The sequence below is a fragment of the Sphingomonas oligoaromativorans genome (assembly GCF_011762195.1).
Lineage (GTDB): Bacteria > Pseudomonadota > Alphaproteobacteria > Sphingomonadales > Sphingomonadaceae > Solisphingomonas > Solisphingomonas oligoaromativorans.
The window spans coordinates 1-21,393 of sequence record NZ_JAASQK010000002.1; the positions used below are offsets into that span (position 1 = coordinate 1).

The following is a 21,393-nucleotide window of genomic DNA, read 5'->3' on the forward strand; positions in this document are numbered from 1 at the left end:
CGTCGAAACCGGCAACGACAGCTGGCGCTTCAAGAACCGGAGCTGAAAACCCTTCCCCCGGACCCCCATCCCGGCGGTTGACCCGGTGGGTCCACAGGGACCTCCCACGGCCGTCGCCGCCTGCGCTCGTGGCGGCGCGCGGCGCCGGCCGTGGGCCCCTCCTATGGACTACCGGGACAACCGCCACTCGCCTCTCAAAGGGGTCCCTTTTCGACGCCTATAGGGGGTCCCTTTTGGACGCCGATTGACAGCACTTGGCCTTCCGGGTGATGGTGAAGCGGGCATGAAGCTCATCCGGCGCTCCATGGCGCAACTTCTGCGCGAGCATGGGGTACCTCATGACCAGGTAGAAATGCAGCTCGGTCACCGGAGGTTCGGAAGCGTCAGCGAGCTCTATGCCCCCTTCTCACCGGACTACTTGGCGAACGCTCTCTCAGCCATCGAAGCCATCATCGACGAGATCGAAAGCCGTGCACCGGGGGCATTCCACCGGACAGACACCGGAAGTGCCGAAGGTGCAGAGGTAGGAAAGCTTGATCCGGAGGCATAAAAAAGCCCCGGAAAACAAGATGTTTTCCGGGGCTTTCTATGGTGGGCGTGGCAAGGATTGAACTTGCGACCCCTGCGATGTCAACACAGTGCTCTACCACTGAGCTACACGCCCGCCGTGGGATGGGCCTCTAGCCAGCATGGCGGAGGATGACAAGCGCCTTGTTACGATTTTTTGGGGATAACTCCGCTTCAGGGCTCGCCCGCCATCGTGCCCACGCCGAACAGCCGATCCACCTCCAGCACCAGATCGCGCAGGTGGAACGGCTTGGAGAGCACCTTCGCGTTGGGATGCGAGATGCCGCCCTTCAGCGCCACCGCCGCAAAGCCCGTGATGAACATCACCCGCATGTCCGGCGCCATCCGCGCCGCGCGCTGGGCGAGTTCGATACCGTCCATCTCGGGCATCACGATATCGGTCAGCAGCAGATCGAACCGCTCAGCCTCCAGCAGCGGCAGCGCCGCCGTGCCGCAGTCGACCGCAGTGACGGAATAGCCGACCTTCTCCAGCGCGCGCGCCAGATACTCGCGCATCGAGCGATCGTCCTCGGCGAGCAATATCCTTATCATCGTCTCTCACACACCCCGGATGGCCCCTCGCGGCACGACCGCGGAAAGGGCGTATCGGCTCCCAACGCATCGGGCGGATCACGCAGCGGGTTCGCCTCCGCTTCCACCCCTCACCTATTGGCGAGTGCGCAGACCATTGCTCACCGCACAGCGACTGCCTAGCAGAATAGCATGGCCATGAAGCCTTCGGAACCGATCGCCTATGCCAGGTTGGGACAGGTGGGCGCACGCAGCCCGCTGGTGATCGCCGTCCCGCACGCCGGGCGGCATTATCCGCCCGCGATGCTGGAGGCCGCCCGCCTGCCCCGGAGCGCGCTGGAGACGATCGAGGATCGCTATGCCGATCTGCTGGTCAGCGACGCCGTGCAGGCCGGCGCCGTGGCGATCGTGGCGCAGACCGCCCGCGCCTATGTCGATCTCAATCGCGACGAGCAGGAGATCGATCCGGTGCTGCTGACGACGCGCCCCTCGCCCGGAATGCTCATCGCCTCACCCAAGGTCGCGGGTGGGCTGGGCGTGGTGCCGAGCCGCATCGCGGCGGGCGGAGCCGTCTGGACGCGGCCGTTCAGCGAGGCGGAGCTGGAGGCGCGGATGGCGGGCGTCCACCGCCCCTATCATGCCGCCATCGCCGCCGCGATGGACGAGGCGATGGCGGTGCATGGCATCGCGATCCTGCTCGACTGCCACTCCATGCCGTCGCTGGCCGGCCGAGGCCCCTCGCCGCGCGTGGTGGTGGGGGATCGGCACGGCCGCTCGGCCGCCACGCGGTTCGTCGCAGCCGTGATGGGCACGGTGCGCGATGCCGGGCTCACCGTGGCGCGCAACCACCCCTATGCCGGTGGCCATACGCTCGATCTCCATGGCCAGCCACGCCGGGGGCGTCACGCGATCCAGATCGAAGTCGACCGCTCGCTATATCTCGATCCTCCGGGGCTGGAGCCCGGCCCCGGCCTCGCCGAAACCCGGCGACTGGTGCAGGCGATCGCCGCCGCGCTGGAGGACGAGGCGCGCGGACTTGCGCTTGCGGCCGAGTAAGCGGCGCACCATTAAAAAAACCGCCCCGCGCAAATGCGCGAGGCGGCCAAGGTTCAGGGAGGAACGCGCCCGGAGGCGCGTCATGCGCGATCACGAAGGGGGGCGTGACCACGCATCACAAAAATAGGGCGCGGGGGATCGATTTCAAGCGCAAAGATGCAAAAAAGCCACGACTCGACTAAAAAACTATCGAGAGGCGATTAAAGGCTTGCTTTAGCGCGGCCCCGCGCCCGGCAGCATCCGATCCAGCGTGCGGTCGCGATCCAGGAAGCGGTGCTTCAGCGCGGCCGCGACATGCAGGACCAGCAGCGCGAGCATCAGATAGGCGACCGTCTCATGCCGGCCATGCCAGACATGGCTGATCGCCTTCTCCTGCGGCACGGGGAAATAAGGCAGCCCGAAAAGCCCGAAGAATGTGAGCGCATGGCGCTTGGGCGAGGCCGACGTGAAGATCCATCCCGACAGCGGGATGAAGATCATGAAGGCGTAGAAAATCCAGTGGACCGCGTGGGCAAGCCCCTTCTCCCAGGGCTTCACGCTGGCCGGCAGCGGCGGCGGCCGATGGCCGATCCGCCAGCCCAGTCGCACGAGGCTGAGCAGCAGCACCAGCATTCCGATCGACTTGTGGATGGGCACGATACCGTCGGGCAGATCGTCCATCAGCAAGCCGATGCCAAGGTTGGTGACGAGAAGGACCGCGATCGTCCAGTGCAACGCGATGGCCACCCGCGTGTAGCGCGTCAGGCCGGCACCCGAGAACACGGTCCCCATCATCACCACCTCATGTTGGTCGTTCCGGTCGCGGATCAGATCAGCGGCATGTCCGGCACGGGCAGCTTGCCCTGCTGTGCCTGACGGCCAAAGATGTCGGCCATGCGCTGGAGCGAGAATAGGTGCGCGTAGATCAGCGCCATCAGCCCGCTCTGGATCCACTTGCGAGCCACGTCGCCGCGCAGATTCTTGACCGCCTCTTCCGAGATGATCTGGAAGCCGCGATACACATAAGGCTGCGGCGCCTCGACCGGCTGGGCCGAGAATTCCCCGTCGATCAGCAGCTTCTGCTCGGCGATGTCCTTGAAGAAGGCGCCGGTCAGCAGGCTGCTCTGCTCCACCTGCTCGCAGAAGCTCAGGATCGCCTTGGTGCGCTCGGTCGGGTTGCCGTCTTCGAACAGCAGATCGCCCTCGTCATAGGCGCCGACCACGTCGGAGGTGGGATCGACGCAGAGCGACAGCTCGTCCGTATCCGGGCGCAGGCGCGCCAGCATGAAGGGATAGCGGCGGATATAGGCCGGGACATAGACGTCGGCCGGGAACAGGCCGTTTTCGTCGACGAAGGTGTTGATGCCCTCGTTCAGGCCCATCAGCGCCAGCGGCACGGGATTGTCGCCGACCGAGAAGACGATCGGGAAATGACGGCTGGCGGAGATGAACTCCTCGACCAGCAGGGGCACGGCATGAACGTTCTTGAGGAACGGCGCGCCCTCGACCGGGCGGATGCGCCAATCGGCATGCACCTGGCTCGAGATCGGCGTCAGATCGTTGTAGAACAGCGGCAGGCCCTGATTGGGTGCGCTCGCCATAAACTTGCTCTCCTGAAAACCACTGGACGGGAGAGGCCCCCCGCCACCCCTTTTGAAGACAAAGTCGTCTATGGCCCGGAAGCGGCTTCTGCAAGCGGCAGCAGCGCTCCGGGGTTCATGATTCCGGCCGGATCGAGCGCGCGCTTCACCGCCATCATCGCGGCGAGCCGCGCCGGATCGATCAGATGGAGGAAATCGGCCCGCTTGAAGCGGCCGATGCCATGCTCCGCCGAAAGCGATCCGCCCGCCTCGGTGACGAGGCCGTGGACGAAGCGGGAGACGTCGGCGGCGGTGGCCTTGAACCAGGCCCTGTCGTCTCCCCCGGCAGGCGCGCGGACGTTGAAATGGACGTTGCCGTCGCCGAGATGGCCGAAGGCGATCGGCCGCGCGCCGGGGAAACGCTCCACCACCGCCGCGCTCGCCCGTGCCATGAAGGCAGGCATGTCGGCGACGGTGACGGAGATGTCATGCTTGGCGGCCATGCCGTCCCGCGCCTCGGCCTCGGACATGCTCTCGCGCAGCTTCCAGAAGGCATCGGCCTGCGCCTCGCTGGCGGCAAGCGTGGCGTCGCCGATCAGCCCCGCGTCCAGCGCGTCGGCCAGCGCAGCCTCCAGCCGGGCACCCAGCGGAGCATCTCCGGCAGGCGCCACCGCCTCGATCAGCACGTTCCACGGCCACGCCTGGCCGAGCGGCGCGCGGGTGTTGGGAATGTGGCGGAGCACCAGCGCCAAGCCCTCGGCCGGCACCAGCTCGAAACTCTCGATCGCCTCGCCCAGCCGATCCTCCAGCCGGCGCAGCAGGGCGAGCGCCTGTTCGGGATCGCGGAAGCCCACCCAGGCGACCGCCTTCTCCCCGATCGCAGGCACCAGCTTCAGCGTCGCGGCCGTCACCAGCCCGAGCGTCCCCTCGCCGCCGATCAGCAACTGCTTCAGATCATAGCCGCGATTGTCCTTGCGGAGCGGCGCCAGGCCCCGGAGCATCGATCCGTCCGGCAAGACCGCCTCCAGCCCCAGCACCAGCGAGCGCATCGGCCCGAAGCGCAGAACCTGCGTGCCCCCCGCATTGGTGGAGATCAGCCCGCCGACCGTCGCATTGCCCTTGGACGCCAGCGACAGCGGGAAGCGCCGCCCTTGCGCCTCCACCGCGGCATGGAGATCGGCCAGCACGACGCCCGCTTCCGCCGTCACCGCATTGTCCGCCGGCGAAACCGAGCGGATCGCCCGCATCCGCCGCATCGAGACGAGCAGCGCCCGCCCCTCGCCGATCCCGGCGGGCGTCGCCCCCGCGACCATCGAGCTGTTGCCGCCCTGCGGCACGATCGCCACACCCTCGGCCGCCGCCTGTGCGACGACGAATGCCGCCTCCTCCGCGTTGGCCGGCGAGACCAGCGCCGCCGCCGAGCCCGTCAGCCGCCGCCGCCAGTCGGTGAGCCAGGGCGCGAGATCGGCCGGCTCGGTGGCGAAGCCCGATGGCCCCAGCCGCTCGGACAGGCGCGCCAGCAAAGCGGGAGAAGGCATGGGATAGGTCATGCCTCCCCTCCTAGAGCCATAACGCGGATGCGGAAACGCCCGATTGATCGGCCACGATTGGCTGCATCTTAATTCATCGCATGTTCAACCCGGCATGGTCAGCGTAAGCAGCCGTCATGCTTTTTCCACCATGGGGCCTTCACTGGTGATAGCGCTCGCGCTCATTGCCATCCTCTTCGGCAGCGCCGGCACGTCCGGCCGCCAGAGCGTCGCCGCCGCGACGGTCGAGCAGTTGACCGTCACGCAGTCGGTCATCATCCGGGTGCCTGCGCGGCGGTCCCACCGCGCCAATCGGCGCGCCCATGTCGATCCGCCCGCGATGCCCGTCTTCCGCGATCGCAGGGGGCCGCGCTGCATCGACGCGGGCGCCATCGCCGGCGCCGCCATCTCCGCGCCGGACAGCGTGGATTTCATCCTCCGCGGCGGCCAGCGGGTCCGCGCCCGGCTGGAGGACGAATGCCCCGCGCTCGATTATTATTCGGGCTTCTATGTGAAGCCCGCGGGCGACGGGAAAATCTGCGCCAACCGCGATTCGATCCGCACCCGTTCGGGGGGCGATTGCCAGGTGGACCGCTTCCGGCTGCTGATACCGATCCCCCAACATTAACCCCCCATCCCCTTGACAAGGCGGGCCTGGCGCGACAGGGCAGCGTGCGATTCCACCTGCCTGTCGCAAGTGGTCATTCCCGGAACCGTGCATGAGCTTCGCCGACCTCGGCCTATCCGATGAATTGCTCCGCGCCATCGCGGACGCCGGCTACACCGAGCCCACGCCGGTGCAGGCCGCCGCCATCACGCCCGTGCTGATGAATCGCGATCTGATCGCGATCGCGCAGACCGGCACCGGCAAGACCGCCAGCTTCGTGCTGCCGATGATCGACATCCTTGCCCATGGCCGCAGCCGTGCGCGGATGCCGCGCTCGCTGATCCTCGAGCCGACGCGCGAACTCGCCGCCCAGGTCGCCGAGAATTTCGAGAAATACGGCAAATATCACAAGCTCTCGATGGCGCTGCTGATCGGCGGCGTGAACATGGGCGATCAGGTGGCGGCGCTGGAGAAGGGCGTGGACGTCCTGATCGCGACCCCCGGCCGCCTGATGGACCTGTTCCAGCGTGGCAAGATCCTGCTGACCGGCTGCTCCCTGCTCGTCATCGACGAGGCGGACCGGATGCTCGACATGGGCTTCATCCCCGACATCGAGGAAATCTGCACCAAGCTGCCCGCCTCGCGGCAGACGCTGCTGTTCTCCGCGACGATGCCGCCGCCCATCAAGAAACTGGCGGACAAATTCCTGTCGAACCCGAAGCAGATCGAGGTCGCGCGCACCGGCTCGACCAATGCCTCGATCGAGCAGGCGCTCGTGGCCACCACCTCGCGCGCCAAGCGCGAGACGCTGCGCGGCCTGCTGCGCGCCGAGGACATGAGCACCGCGATCATCTTCGCCAATCGCAAGACGACGGTGCGCGATCTCAATCAGTCGTTGCAGCGCCACGGCTTCTCTTCGGGCGAGATCCATGGCGACATGGACCAGTCTTCGCGCCTGAAGGAGCTGGATCGCTTCAAGGCCGGCGACATCAACATCCTCGTCGCCTCCGACGTCGCGGCGCGCGGGCTCGACATCAAGGGCGTGAGCCACGTCTTCAACTTCGACGCGCCCTGGCACCCGGACGATTACGTCCACCGGATCGGCCGCACCGGCCGCGCGGGCGCGACGGGCAAGGCCTTCACCCTCATCACCGATGACGATGCCGAGAACATCGCCAACATCGAAAAGCTCACCGGCCAGAAAATCCCCCGTATCGAGGGCATCAAGGCCGAGCGCGAGGCGCCGGCTGCCGCCGAGGAGCGCCGCCCCGGCGGTCGTCGTGGCGGTGGCGAGCGGTCGCGTGCCGAGCGTGATCGTCGCGATTCCGCGCCGCAGCGCGCTTCGGCGCCCACGGCGGAGCCCATCGCGAACGACGCCGATGCCACTTGGAACGGCCCCGTTCCGGCCTTCCTCCATCGGCGGATCGCAGACTAAGCGAAGCAAATCTTTCGCGCTTTCTTTACGCTTCTCCGCTACCAAAGTGGAAGGTGAGAGATTCGGCCGACAATGAGGCCGCAATCCTTCGCTTCGGGGGATGGACTGCGGTATCGTGACCGACACGAGGGGCACATTCGATCGTATTCGAGCATTGCTCGAGGAAAGCGCGATCGCGCCGACGCCGTCGAATTATGAATTTCTTTATCGATATGTAAGCGGCGCCGATCCTCAACTGGTCGAAGCGGTGGATGCCGTGCGCCGCACCAAGGGCCAGCTCAGCGACCGCATCCTCGCCAACATCCGCCGCGAACTTTACGGCACCGGCCGGGCCGGCGTCGGCCGCGTGCTGGAGGATACCGAGGCGCAGCTCGCCCGGATGAACGACTATATCGAGCGTTCCGACGCCGACGCGCGCAACTATGCCTCGCGTCTGGACGTGAGCCGCTCCGATCTCGACGCCGCCGCGACGCTGGAGCGCCAGCGCACCATGCTGGCCGAGATGATCGAGGCGACCAACCAGATGATCGCCACCACCGAGCAGCTCCAGTCCGAGCTGACCGCTTCCTCGCGCGAGATCGATGCGCTGAAGGCGGATTTGGAGATCGCCCGTGTCGACGCCCGTTCGGACGCGCTGACCGGCCTCGCCAACCGCAAGGCCTGCTGCGACTATCTCGACGCGCAGATCGATCGCGCGATGAGCGAGGAGCGGCCGATGAGCCTGATCTTCCTCGACATCGATCATTTCAAGAAGTTCAACGACAATTACGGCCACCGGATGGGCGACGAGGTGCTCCGCCTCGTGGCGCAGAGCCTGGAGCGTTTCTTCCACGGGCGCGGCTTCGTCTCGCGCTGGGGCGGCGAGGAGTTCGTGATCGTCATGCCCGGCCACGAAGCCGAGGAGGCGACCCAGTTCGCCGAGCGCTTCCGCCAGCATATCGGCACGCGCACCGTCCGCGCCCGCCAGTCGGGCCGCGAGATCGGCAAGGTCACGCTGTCGCTTGGCGTCGCCGGGCTGGACCGCGAGGACAGCGCGCAGAACCTGATCGATCGGGCAGACCAGGCGCTCTACGACGCCAAGGCCGACGGTCGCGACCGGGTAGTCTGCTGGAAGGCGGCGGCGTAGGATTTCCACGCGAAGTCGACAAAGTCGACACGAGTGACGCTGTTTTCGCCGCATACCTATTGGCTTGATCGGCGCTGAGAAAGATCGGCCGTATGAAGCGGCAGCGTTACCAGCCAGACAAAATCCCACATTGGAAGGGAACGGATTCGTCCCGCCTACGATCCCGTCCAGCCGCTTGCCCGAAGGCAGTACCGTCTCTATAAATCAGGCTCACGAAAGATGAGGGGGCGGTATTGAGGAGATTTTTCCTCATTGTGGCGGCGGCTCTTTTCGCAATTGGCCCGGTCTCTTCCGCACCCATGCCGACGGATAGCTATCTGATCCATATCTTTGGCGGTGGATTGGGGGTAACGACTGATGATACGATTTCTATTTCAAGGATAGGCCATCGCTGGATCATTGAGCGCTTGGTGAGAGATCATAATTGGTGTGGCAAGCAGTCTTTCGATCGTCATAACCCATGCATCACGACAGATGTCGTCAGACATGAATGGGCAGATGGAGGAAACTGTCCAGAAATTTCTCGCGCGATGCTTCAAATTGCTGATGCTTGGCGATCGGATGAAATAATCCCGGATAATATGAGACCGACAGTTACAGACAACCCGAAATTCACGATCGCCGCAAAGCGCGGAAGCAAGAATATTCGCGCAGATCGAACGGCTGCCGAGTTTGGCGGCCCGCTCTCAGCATGGTGGCGCAACACCAAGGCGCGTATATACGATTGTTGGTCAGATGCGGCTCCCTTGAGTTCTGGAGTCCCCATCAAGCCACGATTATTTCCTACATGGAATTGATACAGACACGCGACTTGCTTGACGCCGTCAAACCAAAGCAACCGAACTGATACTTGCCAACGCCGCCATCCGCCTGAGCCACCCAATCCGCCCCGGCGTGACGCCCCCCCTGCCTACTTCCCCCGCGCTCCATATCTCGCGCGGAACCCCTCCGCGAAGCTCTTCAGCCGCCCTTCCGCGATCGCGGCGCGGAGTTCCTGCATCAGGCGTTGGTAGAACCAGAGGTTGTGCTCGGTCATCAGCATCGCGCCCAGCATCTCGCCGGAGCGGACGAGGTGGTGGAGATAGGCCTTCGACCACGCCGCCGTCGGGCTCTCGGGATCGAGCGGGGATTGATCCTCGGCGAACTTCGCGTTGCGGATGTTGAGCGGGCCGTCCCAGGTGAAGGCCTGTCCGTTGCGGCCCGAGCGGGTCGGCAGCACGCAGTCGAACATGTCGATGCCGCGCTCCACCGCGCCGACGATATCGTCCGGCTTGCCGACGCCCATCAGATAGCGCGGCTTGGACGGATCAAGCTGTCCCGGCGCATAATCGAGGCAGCCGAACATCGCCTCCTGCCCCTCGCCCACCGCAAGGCCGCCCACGGCATAACCGTCGAAGCCGATATCGAGCAGCGCGTCGGCCGAGGCCTTGCGCAGCCTCTCATCCAGAGCGCCTTGCTGGATGCCGAACAGCGCCGCGCGCGCGGCATGGTCTCCACCGCCATCGAACGCGTCGCGCGAGCGCTTCGCCCAGCGCATCGAGCGCTCCATCGCCTTGGCCTGCACCTCGCGGGTCGAGGTGGTCGGCACCAGCTCGTCGAACGCCATCACGATGTCGGAGCCGAGCAGGCGCTGGATTTCGATCGAGCGCTCCGGCGAGATCATGTGGCGCGAGCCGTCGACATGGCTGGCGAACGCCACCCCCTCCTCGCTCCGCTTGGTGAGCGCGGACAAGGACATCACCTGATAGCCCCCGCTGTCGGTCAGGATCGGACGATCCCACTGCATGAACCGGTGCAGCCCGCCCAGCTTCGCCACCCGCTCCGCGCCGGGGCGGAGCATCAGGTGATAGGTGTTGCCGAGAATGATGTCCGCGCCCACCGCGCGCACGTCGGCGGGCTTCATCGCCTTGACGGTGGCGGCGGTGCCCACCGGCATGAAGGCGGGCGTGCGGATCTCGCCGCGCTGCATCTGGATGGTGCCGGTGCGCGCCTTGCCGTCGGTGGCGGCGATCTGGAAGGAGAAACGGGGCTTCGTCATGGCCGCGCGCTTTGCCTCGTCCTGATCGCGAAGTCGAGCCGCGGCGGCCTTGGCCGCTGCGATACAAGACGACGCTTCTGCCCCAATAGCGGCCTAGCGGACCAGTTCCTCCAGCGTCCTGACGTCGACCGGCGGGGCGCAAAGGAAGCCCTGGAAGAAGTTGCAGCCCGCCCGCGCCAGCAGGGTGAGCTGGTCCTCCGTCTCGACGCCTTCCGCGATCACCGCGAGGCCGAGCGAGCGGCCCATGTCGATCACCGAGCGCACCACGATGCGATCACGCGGGCTGCCGACGATGTCCTGCGCCAGACGGCGGTCGATCTTGATCGTGTCGAGCGGGAGGGCCTTCAGATAGGCGAGGCTGGAATAGCCGGTGCCGAAATCGTCGATGGCGACGCGCAGGCCTCCCGAGCGCAGGTCGGCGAGGATATCGGCGGCGCGCGCCAAATCCTCGATCAGCCCGCTTTCGGTGACCTCCACGGTCAGCCGCCCACGCAGCCCCGACGCCTCGGCCCGCGCTAGCATCCGGCTCGCGAAGCCCGGCTCGGCCAGATCGGCGGCGGTGACGTTGATCGCCACGCGCAGATCCGCCAGCGCGCCCTCCCACGCGGCGGCGGCGGCGATCGCCTTGGCCTGCACATGGTTGGAGAGTTCGACCAGATAGTCCGAGCGCTCCGCCGCCGCGAACAGCGCCTCCGCGCCCAGCTCGCCCAGCACCGGATGACGCCAGCGCGCCAGCGCCTCGACGCCGACGATCCGCCCCGTCGCCACCGACACCTGCGGCTGCCAGAGGATTTCGATCCGATCTTCGTCGAGCGCGAGGCGGACGTCCAGCTCCAGACGGCGATCCTCGGCACGCCGGCTCTGCTGCCCTTCGGCGAAGACGCGCACGCGCCCCGCCTCGCCCTCGCGCGCATCGGCCAGCGCGAGGCTGGCGCGGCGCAGCAGCTCGCTTGCATCCCGTTCGTCGGGGCGCGAGCCGGCGATGCCGATACGCGCGGTCAGCGTCACGACATGCTCGCCCGCCACGAAGGGCCGGCTGATCGCGGCGAGCAGCTCGCTCGCCAGCAGCTCGGCCTCGTCGATGGTGCTCGGCGTCGGCATTCCGATCGCGAACTCCGCGCCGGCGAGGCGGGCGACCATCCGCCGATGCGGTGCCAGCGGCCCGGCGATCCGCTCGATCCGGCGGGCGACCGATCCGATGATCGTATCCCCCACCGCGCGCCCGAACGCCGCGTTGACCGTATCGAAGCGGCTGAGCCCGATCACCAGCAGGATCGTCGCCTCGCCGCGCGCCAGCCGCGCCTCGATCCAGCGACGCGCACCATGGCCGTCGTCCAGCCCGGTGAGCGGATCGCGCGGGCTCGCCCCGCTCCGCTCGCCGTCAAGCGGCTGGACATGGCCGATCACCGACGGCCCGCGCGCGCCGCCCTTCTCCAGCATGAGATGATGCGCGACCCGGCGGCCATCTGCGGCGTTATGGGCGAAGGGGGTCACGCCGCCCTCCTCGCGCAGCCGCGAGACGGCGTGGAGCGCCGCCCGCATCCCGCCCCGGCCGAGCCATCGCTGCGCCTGCCCGCGCGTCACCTCGACGCCACCTTCGGCAAGCCCGCTCGCCTTCGCCAGCGCCGGGCTCAGCGTCAGGATCGCCGGCCGATCGGGCGACCAGCGCCAGATCATCGCTTCGTTCGCCGTCATCTGCGCCTGACCGGCGGCGGCGCGATGGCCGCCCGCCAGCCGATCGGCGTGGCGCTTGGCGAAGCGGAGCGCCTGCGCGAACTCGCCCTCCGCGAAGGGAGAGGTGAGGTAATGCGTCGCCCCCGCCTCGAACGCCGCCGCCACCGCCGAAGCCTCGCGCCGGCCGATCAGGAACAGCAGCGCCGCGCCATTGGCCTGCACCGCATCGGAGAGCGCGCGCGCCGCGCCCAGCCCCTCGGCCAGCGTATCACGCGCGTCGATCACCGCGACGCGGGCACCGCTGGCGAGAAAGCGCCGCTCCAGCCCTTCGCTGCGCCGCGCGGCGAAGGCCGCCCAGCCGGCGCGCTCCGCCATGCGGGCGATTTCGTCACGCTGCCGGAACGACAGCATGAACAGAGGCGTCGACCCGGCCGGAGCTTCGTCGCTGATGGAAATCTCTTGTCTCCTGCGGATGCGCCACGGAGCGCACCCCACTATCCCGTCCGCCACGCTAGCCGCCGCCGTGGCCATCGCCAACGGGCTTTGACGGTCGTCCTGTCCCGCCTTGGGCAGGATTCGGCCCTCCTGCGCGCCGCCGCCGGCCTTGTCGAGCGGCGTCGCACGGCTTAGCTCTGATGGGATGACCAATGTCGCCCCTCCCCGTGCCCACGCGTCGGCAGACGCCGCGATGCTGCGCGACGGCTTCGGGCGGCGCATCGACTATCTGCGCATCTCGGTGACGGATCGCTGCGACTTGCGCTGCCGCTATTGCATGGCCGAGGCGATGAGCTTCCTGCCCCGCCGCGAACTGCTCTCGCTGGAGGAGCTGGCCGAGCTGGCGGAGGCCTTCATCGCGCGCGGGGTGCGCAAGATCCGGCTGACCGGCGGCGAGCCGCTCGCCCGGCGGGGCCTTCCCGATCTGGCGCGAGACATCGGCCGCCATCTGAAGACGGGCGCGCTCGACGAATTGACCCTCACCACCAACGCCACCCGCCTCGCCGAGCAGGCGGAAGCGCTGGCGGATGCCGGCATCCGCCGCATCAATGTCAGCCTCGACAGCCGCGATCCCGCGCTGTTCCGCCATATCACGCGCACCGGCGACGTGGCGCAGGTGCTGGGCGGCATCGCCGCCGCAAAGGCCGCCGGGCTCGCGATCAAGATCAACATGGTGGCGCTGAAAGGCCTCAACGAGGCCGAGATTCCCGCCATGGTCGAGTGGTGCGGCGAACAGGGCCTCGACCTGACGCTGATCGAGACGATGCCGCTCGGCGCCGTCGACGAGGATCGCACGGACCGCTATCTGCCGCTCGATGGCGTGCGCCGCACGCTGGAGGAGCGCTTCACGCTGATCGGCGACAATCACCGCACCGGCGGCCCCGCCCGCTATGTCCGCGTCGCGGAGACAGGCGGACGGCTGGGCTTCATCACCCCCTTGACCCACAATTTCTGCGAAGGCTGCAACCGAATGCGTGTGACCGTGCAGGGTCGCCTTTATATGTGCCTCGGCCATGACGACCGCGTCGACCTCAAGCAGGCGCTGCGCGAGGGCGGCCGCGCCGCGCTCGATGCCGCGATCGACGAGGCGCTGCGCCACAAGCCCCAGCGCCACCATTTCCAGATCGCCGGACGCGACGCTGAGCCTGCCGTCGATCGCCATATGAGCGTCACCGGCGGATGAGCCGCGGCATGAGCCGGGAAGACCGGCGCGAACCTCGTCTGGCGCTGGTCGCCTCGCCCACGCCCGCTGCGCAGGCTGCGGAAGCGGAGATGCGCCAGCGTTACGAATGGACCGACATCGCCAATGCCGACATGGTGGTGGCGCTGGGCGGCGACGGCTTCATGCTCCAGACGTTGCACGCGATGCTCGATCAGCACGAGATTCGTCCCGTCTTCGGGATGAACCTCGGCACCGTCGGCTTCCTGATGAACGAGTGGCGGCTGGATGCGCTGCACGATCGCCTGGCGCGCGCGCGCGCCTTCTCGGTCGCGCCGCTGCGTATGGAGGCCGAGACGGTGGATGGCGAGCGCTGCTCCAGCCCGGCGATCAACGAGGTCTCGCTGTTGCGCGAAACGCGGCAGACCGCGTGGATCGAGGTGAGCGTCGATGGCCGCACCGTATTGCCCGAACTGGTGTGCGACGGCGTGATGGCGGCGACGGCCGCAGGATCGACGGCCTATAATCTCTCCGCGCAGGGGCCGATCCTGCCGCTGGGCTCCGGCCTGGTGGCGCTGACGCCGATCAGCGCCTTCCGTCCGCGCCGCTGGCGCGGCGCGATCCTGCCCGAGACGGCGCGCATCTCCTTCCGGGTGATCGATCCGGTGAAGCGCCCGGTCTCCGCCGTGGCGGATCAGCGCGAGATTCGCGATGTGGCGGTGGTGGATATCTCGATCGACCGCTCGATCGCGCTCACGCTGCTGTTCGATCCCGAGCACGCGCTGGACGATCGCATCACGATGGAGCAATTCGCGGTTTAGTTGTGGATAACGCGCAAACGGGGTTGCAAGCCCGGAAAAGCTGATGCATAGGCCCGCCCACGCCACGAGGCAAACGTTCCCCGGTAGCTCAGCGGTAGAGCATCCGACTGTTAATCGGACGGCCGCCTGTTCGAATCAGGCCCGGGGAGCCATTTTCTTTCGAACAATCTATTCCGATTGTTTTTCAATCGGCTAGGGTTTGAAAGCACCGAATAGGCCAAACCAGCAGAAAGCCGGCACGCCGCAATTCCCTGGAATTGCGGCATTTTTCGTTCATATCGCATTTGGCGCGTCCATCTTTCTCCCTTCAGATGCATTGCCCCATGCTGAAGCGGCTCAGATGCTCTGCAGGCCTCCGATTTCACCCCTTGGCTTGTGATTGATCTCACAACGGCTCTCAATGGCTAGGGCACTGACATGCTTGGATGAGGCACATAGGTGCCGCTTTTGAGCCCTACACTGCCAAAGTTCGGCTCGCTCGCGCCCATCCTCCGGGGCGTTATCTCTTAAATCCCGTCTTCCAGGCGAGGCGGGGTACCTACATGATGCACATGTTCGACATGCGCTGCCGTGAAAATGGGATCGAGCATCGCCTGACCAGGATCAAGCATCCTTGGACCAACGGCCAGGTCGAACGGATGAACCGGACGATCAAGGAGGCCACCGTCAAATGCCAGGGCCAAACACCTGGATTTAGACCGTCTCAGATAGACGCTGCCTATCTGCCTCACGGAGGCCCATTGAATCTTCAGCGCCACTGTCGCGAAGTTCGACGTCGAGCGCACCGAACAAATCGCAGACCAGGTCGCCGACGTCCTCGAGCCCGACGGACAAGCGGAGCAGGCCCGGCGTGATACCATGGGCGAGACGCTCGGTTTCACTATAGGCCGAGTGAGTCATGCTCGCCGGGTGCTGGATTAAGCTTTCGGCATCTCCAAGCGATACGGCACGGAGGATGAGTTTAAGCCGATTCATCACGCGGATTCCGGCGGCGAAACCGCCTTTCAGTTCGAATGCTATCATACCGCCCGGCAGGGCCATCTGGCGCTTGGCAAGCGCATATTGTGGAAAAGTCGGCAAGCCTGGATAACGGACAAATGCGACCGCCGGATGAGCGACAAGTCGTTCGGCGATATATTGCGCCGTCTCGGAGTGCCGCTGCATTCTGAGCGCCAGCGTCTTCAATCCGCGCATGATGAGCATGGCGTTGAACGGGGCGAGCGCGGCGCCCGTCATATCCTTCAATCCAACCATCCGCACCTGCGCGATATCCTCGGCACGGCCCACCGCAAGGCCAGCGACCAAGTCGCCATGCCCTCCCAGATATTTGGTCGCGGAATGAACAACAATGTCTGCACCGTGGGCGATTGGGCGCGTCAAAAATGGTGTCGCGTAGGTGTTGTCGACGATCGTGCGCGCGCCGTGCGACCTTGCGATCCTCGAGACCGCCTCGATATCGACGAGCCGCATATTGGGATTGGCCGGCGTCTCGAAATACACAATCTTGGTGCGCGGACCGATCGCTGCCGCCACGGCATCCGGGTCGGTCATATCGACATAGGTGACCCGCACGCCAAATCGCGTGAGCCCATGCTGCATGAAACCGAAGGTGCAACCGTAGAGCGTCTTATCCGTCAGAATTTCGTCGCCCGCATTGAGGAACGTCCACAATACGGCGGTAATCGCGCCCATACCCGAGGCCGTGGACACGCCGGCCTCCGCGCCTTCGAGAAAGGCGATACGCCGTTCCAGAAGGTCGAGCGTGGGGTTGGAAATGCGCGTGTAGAAATGGCCGGCGCGTTCGCCGGCGAACATCTCACCGCCAGCTTCGGCGGTCTCGAAAGCGAAGGTGGACGTGAGATGGAGCGGCGGCACGAGCGCGCCCTGCTCATCGCCTGGATCATAGCCATGATGGATGGCAGCCGTCGTGAAATCCATCGCCTTGCCAGTCCACAGCACCATGTTACGCCCTTTCCCGAGTTCGGGGCATAAATAGCGCAGAATCACCGATGAGACATTGCGAACTGGCCCATGATTTGCCAAAATATTAGCATGATTTACCCCAAAAGGCCCCAAAAATGGATGCCAAGGATCATCAGATCGTTCGAATGCTTCAGGAGGATGGCCGCCTGACCAACCAGGAATTAGCTGACCGTGTGAACCTCTCACCGTCGCCATGCCTCAGGCGCGTGCGTCGGCTGGAAGCGGACGGCGTCATTGCCGGTTACACGGCAATCATCGACCAGAAGCGATATGGGCTGGCGATCACCGCCTTTCTTCGCGTGCGGCTGGTGCGCCACGGCGAGGAGGAGGTCAGAATTTTCGAGGACCGCATTCGCGCGCTGGACGAGGTTCTAGATTGCTTCCTGATGACGGGCGACGCGGATTATCTTCTACGCGTCGCGGTTTCGGATCTCGAAAGCTACGAGAGCTTTATCCGGCTCAAGATGCACGCGATCCCAGGAATTGCAGCGCTGGACACGAGCTTCGCCTACGGGACAATAAAGGCGGGACGCTATTTGCCGATGACGATGTGACAAAATTCACCCGCCCTCAGGGGGCGATCGACAGACGGGAAGCCGGTTGAACGGTGGCGTCGACGGCCAGACGATCGAGATAGGCGCAGAACATGTCGGCCACGGCATCGGCATAGACGTCGACGCGCTCCACCAAAGGCTGCTCCTCCGAAATCCGCTTTCCCGTCTCCGACATCGTCATCTTCAGGATCGTCATGGCCACCTCGCGGCGTTCGAGCGGGACGTCGGGCAGCGCCTCCGCCATGAAGTCGCGAAACACCTGGGTCGCCCGATTCCGAGGATCCTCGTCGAGTGTCGCATCTCGGTAATAAGGTGCGGCATCGGCGAGTGCGATCCGGAGTTCCGCCTCCTCGCGCTCCGATCGGACGAAGGCGCAGACGAGCCTCCTCAACCGGTCGGGCGGCGGGAGCGAACGGTCCTCAAGGATGCCGCACAGTAGCGCGACATTCTGCCGCCATTCGTCGGTCTGCAGGCGGAAGAGGATCGCCGCCTTGTTGGGGAAATATTGATAGAGCGACCCGACACTTACTCCCGCTCGCTCCGCGACTCGCGCTGTCGTGAAACGGTGCGCACCATGCTCCGACAGAACGCGAGCAGCAGCCGTGAGGATGTCTTCCACCAGTTGGTTCGAGCGCGCCTGTCGGGGCGCTTTTCGCGCGGAAAGCCTCGATTTCTCCTGTCCTGTCATCATCAGCCTTCCGAACGCGAATACCGAAAGCGACGAATCAATCGTATTTTGACGGCGGGCGCAAGATCGCCCCGACCAATCCACGGAGAATCCGATGACAATGTTGCATTCCGAGCCGGTCGCATCCCTGCTCAATCGCCTCTTCGCGGAGGCCGACGCCAGCCGCGCCGATATCCCAGCCGCCTTTGCCGGCATGTCCGACGACCAGGCCCACGCCATGCTCGGCAGCAGGACCGAGTATATCGACCTCTACACCCGCATGAAGGATCTGCCCCTCCCCGTCTCCCGTGAGGCCGGCTCGCTGCTCTACATGCTGGCGCGCTTCGGCAACGCCCGCTCGATCGTCGAGTTCGGCACCTCCTTCGGCATATCGACGCTCCATCTGGCGGCGGCAATCCGGGACAATGGTGGCGGCCGGGTCATCACCACGGAGTTCGAGCCATCGAAAATCGTCCGCGCCCGGCAGCATCTCGCAGCAGGCGGTTTGCTCGATCTGGTCGAGATCCGCGAAGGCGATGCGCTGGAGACACTCGGGCACGACCTGCCCGAGACGATCGACCTCGTCCTGCTCGACGGCGCCAAGGGCCTCTACAACGACATCCTCGACCGGCTGGAGAGCCGCCTTCGGCCGGGCGCGCTGCTTCTCGGCGACAATGCCGACATGTGCCCGGACTATCTGGCCCGGGTCCGTGCGGCCGGCGGCGGATATCTCTCCATCCCGTTTGGCGACGATGTCGAGCTTTCCATGAAGATCGGTTGACCCGTCCAGACGAGCCGCTCGCGGTCGCTCCAAGAACGACCGGAGCGTTTCCAAACTATTCAACCGGCGAAACCGGACGGACCCCATATAGGAAGAGCCCCATAGCGCCAGAACAGCCGATATGGGCGCCGAGCCGATCGGCTCCTCTCATGGGGGAGGAGCCGACACCATCAGATTTCCGTGCCTTCGGCGAGGGCCAATGCATCCTCAACGTCGACGCCGAGGTATCGAACGGCGTTCTCGATCTTGGCGTGACCGGGCGGGATCTGAACGGCCCTCGGTTTTCCCGTCGCCTTATAGATGATCGAGATGGAAGCGGACATTCACATGCGGCGGCGGGTCATGGCTTCGGGACGTCGATTACGTCGCCTGCTCTGTTCCTTTCGCGGATAAGCTCGATCAACGCGCGCAGGCCGGCGGGAACGTGCCGACGTCCAGGATAATAGAGGCAGAGCGCCGGATAGGGCGGGCTCCATTCCTCGAGCACCGGGACGAGGCGGCCTTCGGCGATATGATCGCGTACCGCCCATTCGTTCAGATACGCAAGACCGGCACCCGCCAGCGTCGCCTCCAACATCAGCGTCGTCTCATCAAGTGTGAGGGCACCGGGGACGTCGACTTCCACCGCCTCGCCGCGCCGCTCGAACTCCCAGGACCAGATCGCTCCGGTCGCCATTCGCGCGCGAATACAACGATGGCGGAGCAGGTCGGCAGGAACCACCGGCATATCGCGCTTATCGAAGTAATCGGGTGAGCCGACCACCACCGTGCGAACATCACCGCCGATGGGGATGGCGATCATGTCCTGCGGCACCGCTTCGGCGAGGCGGATACCGGCATCGAATCCCTGCCCGACGATGTCGACCAACCGACCCTCGGTGACCAGCACGACATTCATGTCGGGGTAGCGCTGCATATAGTCGAGGATGATCGGCGTCAGGATAATCCGGGCCGCGCCGGCCGATGTGTTGATGCGCAAGGTGCCAACTGGCGTGTCGCGGTGGCTGTTGATGTCTTCGATTGCGCCGCCGATTTCAGCAAGGGCGGGGGCCACGCGGGCAATGAACTGCCCGCCCGCATCTGTCGCCGAGACGCTGCGGGTGGTGCGATTGAACAACCGAACGCCGAGCCGGGTTTCAAGCGCTGCGACCGCATGGCTCAGTGCCGAGCTCGATATGCCGAGCTCGGTGGCTGCTGCGCGGAAACTGCCAAGCCGTGCGACCGCGATCACGGCGTCTAGCTCGGTCAGACCAGTCTTCGCCATTGTCCCGATTCCTGCATCACTTCATGCCGATTTATCCAGCTTATTTGACCAATCATAGCCGCTTAAATCCGGGCACCCCTCGGAGAAAAATCGTGAAGAATATCGACCGCATCTATATCGACGGCGTCTTCGTCGCCCCGCACGGCACCGAACTGTTCGACCTGCACAATCCCGCCACCGCGCGGGTGATCGGCCGCGTCCGGCTGGGCGATGTTGTCGACACGCACGCAGCCATCGCCGCCGCCAAGCGCGCGTTTCCGGCGTTTTCACGCACGACCAAGGCCGACCGGATTGCGATGCTGAATCGCCTCGCCGACGCCCTCGAAGCGCGCACCGCCGACCTGACCGAGGCCGTGATCGAGGAATATGGCGCGCCCCTGTCGCGCGCGTCGTGGATGGCAGACTATGCGGTCAGCGTCTTCCGTCTGGCCGCGCAGACGCTCGAGACCTATGATTTCACGCGTCAGATCGGCTCAGCGCGCGTCACGATGGAACCGCTTGGCGTAGTCGGGCTGATTACACCGTGGAACGCGAACCCCGGCTTCATCGCCAACAAGCTGGCGATGGTCGTCGCGTCGGGATCGACCTGCGTGATAAAGCCCAGCGAGATGAGCGCGATCCAGACCCAGATCGTGACCGAGGCGCTCCACGAAGCGGGCTTGCCTGCGGGTGTGTTCAACATCGTGAACGGTCGCGGCGATGTGGTTGGCGCCGAGTTGAGCAACAGCCCCGACATCGCCAAGATTTCGTTCACCGGGTCGACCGCCACCGGCCGCGCGATCCTTCGTGCAAGCGCCGAGACTTTCAAGCGTGTCACGCTTGAACTCGGCGGCAAGTCGCCGATGGTGATCCTCGATGATGCCGATTTTGCGGTGGCGATCCCGTTCGCACTCGGTGCCGGCTACGCCAACAGCGGCCAGGCCTGCATCGCCGGCACCCGCATCCTCGTGCCCGAAAGCCGGCTCGCCGAATTCGAGGCGGGGATCAAGGAAGCGGTCTCAGCCGTGAAATCGGGTGACCCGCGCAATCCGGAGACTGCGATTGGCCCCATGGTCAGCCAGCGACAGTGGGATTGCGTTCAATCCTATATCCGCAAGGGCTGTGAGGAAGGCGCGACGCTGTTGGCGGGTGGCGAGGGCCGCCCCGACGGGACGGCGGACGGCTGGTTCGTCAAGCCTACTATCTTCAGCAATGTGTCCAACGACATGACGATCGCGAGGGACGAGATCTTCGGCCCCGTGCTGGCGATCATTCCCTACGCCAGTGACGAGCAGGCAATCGCGATCGCCAACGACACCGATTACGGCCTCCATGCTTATGTCGCCGGTTGTGACGAAATCCGCGCCCGCGCAGTAGCAGATCGCATTATCGCAGGTCGCGTGATCGTCAACGCCGCGCCGATGGAGATGTCGGCCCCGTTCGGCGGGTTCAAACACTCCGGCATCGGTCGCGAAAACGGCGTGTTCGGGCTCGAAGCCTATCTCGAGCCGAAGGCTGTGATGGGCTGATCCGCCTTCGGCCCCAGAGGCAGGTTGACTACGAACAGC

General features: G+C 65.5%; 20 protein-coding genes, 2 tRNA genes and 2 pseudogenes. 13 read left to right on the plus strand and 11 right to left on the minus strand.

What is annotated here, in order from left to right; translation table 11 throughout:
• The first annotated feature begins 283 nt into the window (after positions 1 to 283).
• Positions 284 to 550 carry a hypothetical protein gene (locus FHS98_RS04020; RefSeq protein ID WP_167100417.1) on the plus strand — a complete coding sequence of 89 codons (267 nt, stop codon included), beginning with the start codon at positions 284 to 286 and terminating at the stop codon, positions 548 to 550.
• A gap of 39 nt (positions 551 to 589) precedes the next feature.
• On the opposite strand, the gene FHS98_RS04025 is transcribed toward FHS98_RS04020, so the two are convergent.
• Both FHS98_RS04025 and cpdR read right to left on the minus strand, forming a co-directional pair.
• Positions 590 to 664, minus strand: a tRNA-Val gene (locus FHS98_RS04025).
• A gap of 77 nt (positions 665 to 741) precedes the next feature.
• Positions 742 to 1,119 carry a cell cycle two-component system response regulator CpdR gene (gene cpdR / locus FHS98_RS04030; protein ID WP_167100420.1) on the minus strand — a complete coding sequence of 126 codons (378 nt, stop codon included), beginning with the start codon at positions 1,117 to 1,119 and terminating at the stop codon, positions 742 to 744.
• Between the two features lie 171 nt (positions 1,120 to 1,290).
• On the opposite strand from cpdR, the gene FHS98_RS04035 reads away from it, so the two are divergent.
• Positions 1,291 to 2,154 (plus strand): N-formylglutamate amidohydrolase, encoded by an 864-nt coding sequence (locus FHS98_RS04035; protein WP_243847852.1) that lies wholly within the window; start codon positions 1,291 to 1,293, stop codon positions 2,152 to 2,154.
• A gap of 213 nt (positions 2,155 to 2,367) precedes the next feature.
• On the opposite strand, the gene FHS98_RS04040 is transcribed toward FHS98_RS04035, so the two are convergent.
• The 3 genes from FHS98_RS04040 to FHS98_RS04050 form a co-directional block, all read right to left on the minus strand.
• Entirely contained in the window at positions 2,368 to 2,928 is a 561-nt protein-coding gene (locus FHS98_RS04040) for a cytochrome b (protein WP_167100422.1), read from the minus strand.
• A 32-nt stretch (positions 2,929 to 2,960) separates the two neighbouring features.
• The gene (locus tag FHS98_RS04045; RefSeq protein ID WP_167100425.1) at positions 2,961 to 3,734 is read right to left on the minus strand and encodes a SapC family protein; all 774 of its coding nucleotides are present in this window, start codon (positions 3,732 to 3,734) and stop codon (positions 2,961 to 2,963) included.
• 68 nt (positions 3,735 to 3,802) lie between these two features.
• Positions 3,803 to 5,263: an FAD-binding oxidoreductase gene (locus tag FHS98_RS04050; RefSeq protein ID WP_167100428.1), complete on the minus strand. Its 1,461-nt coding sequence runs from the start codon at positions 5,261 to 5,263 to the stop codon at positions 3,803 to 3,805.
• A gap of 145 nt (positions 5,264 to 5,408) precedes the next feature.
• Between FHS98_RS04050 and FHS98_RS04055 the strand changes: the two genes are divergently transcribed.
• The 4 genes from FHS98_RS04055 (at position 5,409) to FHS98_RS04070 (ending at position 9,207) form a co-directional block, all read left to right on the plus strand.
• On the plus strand, positions 5,409 to 5,870 hold the full coding sequence (locus FHS98_RS04055) for a hypothetical protein (RefSeq protein ID WP_341786021.1): 462 nt from the start codon (positions 5,409 to 5,411) through the stop codon (positions 5,868 to 5,870).
• A gap of 91 nt (positions 5,871 to 5,961) precedes the next feature.
• Positions 5,962 to 7,284, plus strand: coding sequence for a DEAD/DEAH box helicase (locus tag FHS98_RS04060; protein ID WP_167100434.1), 1,323 nt, complete (start codon positions 5,962 to 5,964; stop codon positions 7,282 to 7,284).
• 115 nt (positions 7,285 to 7,399) lie between these two features.
• Positions 7,400 to 8,410: a diguanylate cyclase gene (locus FHS98_RS19045; RefSeq protein WP_167100437.1), complete on the plus strand. Its 1,011-nt coding sequence runs from the start codon at positions 7,400 to 7,402 to the stop codon at positions 8,408 to 8,410.
• A gap of 299 nt (positions 8,411 to 8,709) precedes the next feature.
• Entirely contained in the window at positions 8,710 to 9,207 is a 498-nt protein-coding gene (locus tag FHS98_RS04070) for a hypothetical protein (RefSeq protein WP_167100440.1), read from the plus strand.
• Between the two features lie 113 nt (positions 9,208 to 9,320).
• Here FHS98_RS04070 and tgt read toward each other — a convergent pair whose 3' ends face one another.
• Both tgt and FHS98_RS04080 read right to left on the minus strand, forming a co-directional pair.
• Positions 9,321 to 10,448 carry a tRNA guanosine(34) transglycosylase Tgt gene (tgt, locus tag FHS98_RS04075; protein ID WP_167100443.1) on the minus strand — a complete coding sequence of 376 codons (1,128 nt, stop codon included), beginning with the start codon at positions 10,446 to 10,448 and terminating at the stop codon, positions 9,321 to 9,323.
• A 93-nt stretch (positions 10,449 to 10,541) separates the two neighbouring features.
• Positions 10,542 to 12,497 carry a putative bifunctional diguanylate cyclase/phosphodiesterase gene (locus FHS98_RS04080; protein WP_243847853.1) on the minus strand — a complete coding sequence of 652 codons (1,956 nt, stop codon included), beginning with the start codon at positions 12,495 to 12,497 and terminating at the stop codon, positions 10,542 to 10,544.
• A 265-nt stretch (positions 12,498 to 12,762) separates the two neighbouring features.
• Between FHS98_RS04080 and moaA the strand changes: the two genes are divergently transcribed.
• From moaA to FHS98_RS04100, 4 genes and pseudogenes are all read left to right on the plus strand, one after another.
• Complete coding sequence (moaA, locus tag FHS98_RS04085; RefSeq protein WP_425057331.1) at positions 12,763 to 13,800, plus strand: GTP 3',8-cyclase MoaA; 1,038 nt, start codon at positions 12,763 to 12,765, stop codon at positions 13,798 to 13,800.
• Positions 13,801 to 13,808: 8 nt separating this feature from the next.
• On the plus strand, positions 13,809 to 14,597 hold the full coding sequence (locus FHS98_RS04090; protein ID WP_167100446.1) for an NAD kinase: 789 nt from the start codon (positions 13,809 to 13,811) through the stop codon (positions 14,595 to 14,597).
• A gap of 77 nt (positions 14,598 to 14,674) precedes the next feature.
• Positions 14,675 to 14,749: transfer RNA gene (locus FHS98_RS04095), tRNA-Asn, on the plus strand.
• A 396-nt stretch (positions 14,750 to 15,145) separates the two neighbouring features.
• A pseudogene (locus FHS98_RS04100) lies at positions 15,146 to 15,268 on the plus strand (integrase core domain-containing protein); the annotation flags it as partial.
• A 22-nt stretch (positions 15,269 to 15,290) separates the two neighbouring features.
• Here the strand turns inward: FHS98_RS04100 and FHS98_RS04105 are convergent.
• A complete protein-coding gene (locus FHS98_RS04105) occupies positions 15,291 to 16,604 on the minus strand; it encodes a methionine gamma-lyase (protein ID WP_341786022.1) in 1,314 nt (437 codons plus the stop codon).
• A gap of 71 nt (positions 16,605 to 16,675) precedes the next feature.
• Here FHS98_RS04105 and FHS98_RS04110 point away from each other — a divergent pair, with 71 nt between their 5' ends.
• The gene (locus tag FHS98_RS04110) at positions 16,676 to 17,134 is read left to right on the plus strand and encodes an Lrp/AsnC family transcriptional regulator (RefSeq protein ID WP_167100449.1); all 459 of its coding nucleotides are present in this window, start codon (positions 16,676 to 16,678) and stop codon (positions 17,132 to 17,134) included.
• A 16-nt stretch (positions 17,135 to 17,150) separates the two neighbouring features.
• Here the strand turns inward: FHS98_RS04110 and FHS98_RS04115 are convergent, their stop codons facing one another.
• Positions 17,151 to 17,906 (minus strand): TetR/AcrR family transcriptional regulator, encoded by a 756-nt coding sequence (locus FHS98_RS04115; RefSeq protein WP_341786023.1) that lies wholly within the window; start codon positions 17,904 to 17,906, stop codon positions 17,151 to 17,153.
• A gap of 10 nt (positions 17,907 to 17,916) precedes the next feature.
• Here FHS98_RS04115 and FHS98_RS04120 point away from each other — a divergent pair, with 10 nt between their 5' ends.
• Positions 17,917 to 18,582 (plus strand): O-methyltransferase, encoded by a 666-nt coding sequence (locus FHS98_RS04120; RefSeq protein ID WP_167100452.1) that lies wholly within the window; start codon positions 17,917 to 17,919, stop codon positions 18,580 to 18,582.
• 170 nt (positions 18,583 to 18,752) lie between these two features.
• On the opposite strand, the pseudogene FHS98_RS04125 reads toward FHS98_RS04120, so the two are convergent.
• Both FHS98_RS04125 and FHS98_RS04130 read right to left on the minus strand, forming a co-directional pair.
• A pseudogene (locus FHS98_RS04125) lies at positions 18,753 to 18,890 on the minus strand (integrase); the annotation flags it as partial.
• Between the two features lie 32 nt (positions 18,891 to 18,922).
• A complete protein-coding gene (locus FHS98_RS04130; RefSeq protein ID WP_167100455.1) occupies positions 18,923 to 19,846 on the minus strand; it encodes a LysR family transcriptional regulator in 924 nt (307 codons plus the stop codon).
• 92 nt (positions 19,847 to 19,938) lie between these two features.
• Here FHS98_RS04130 and FHS98_RS04135 point away from each other — a divergent pair, with 92 nt between their 5' ends.
• Positions 19,939 to 21,354 (plus strand): aldehyde dehydrogenase family protein, encoded by a 1,416-nt coding sequence (locus FHS98_RS04135; RefSeq protein WP_167100458.1) that lies wholly within the window; start codon positions 19,939 to 19,941, stop codon positions 21,352 to 21,354.
• The last annotated feature ends 39 nt before the right edge of the window (positions 21,355 to 21,393 follow it).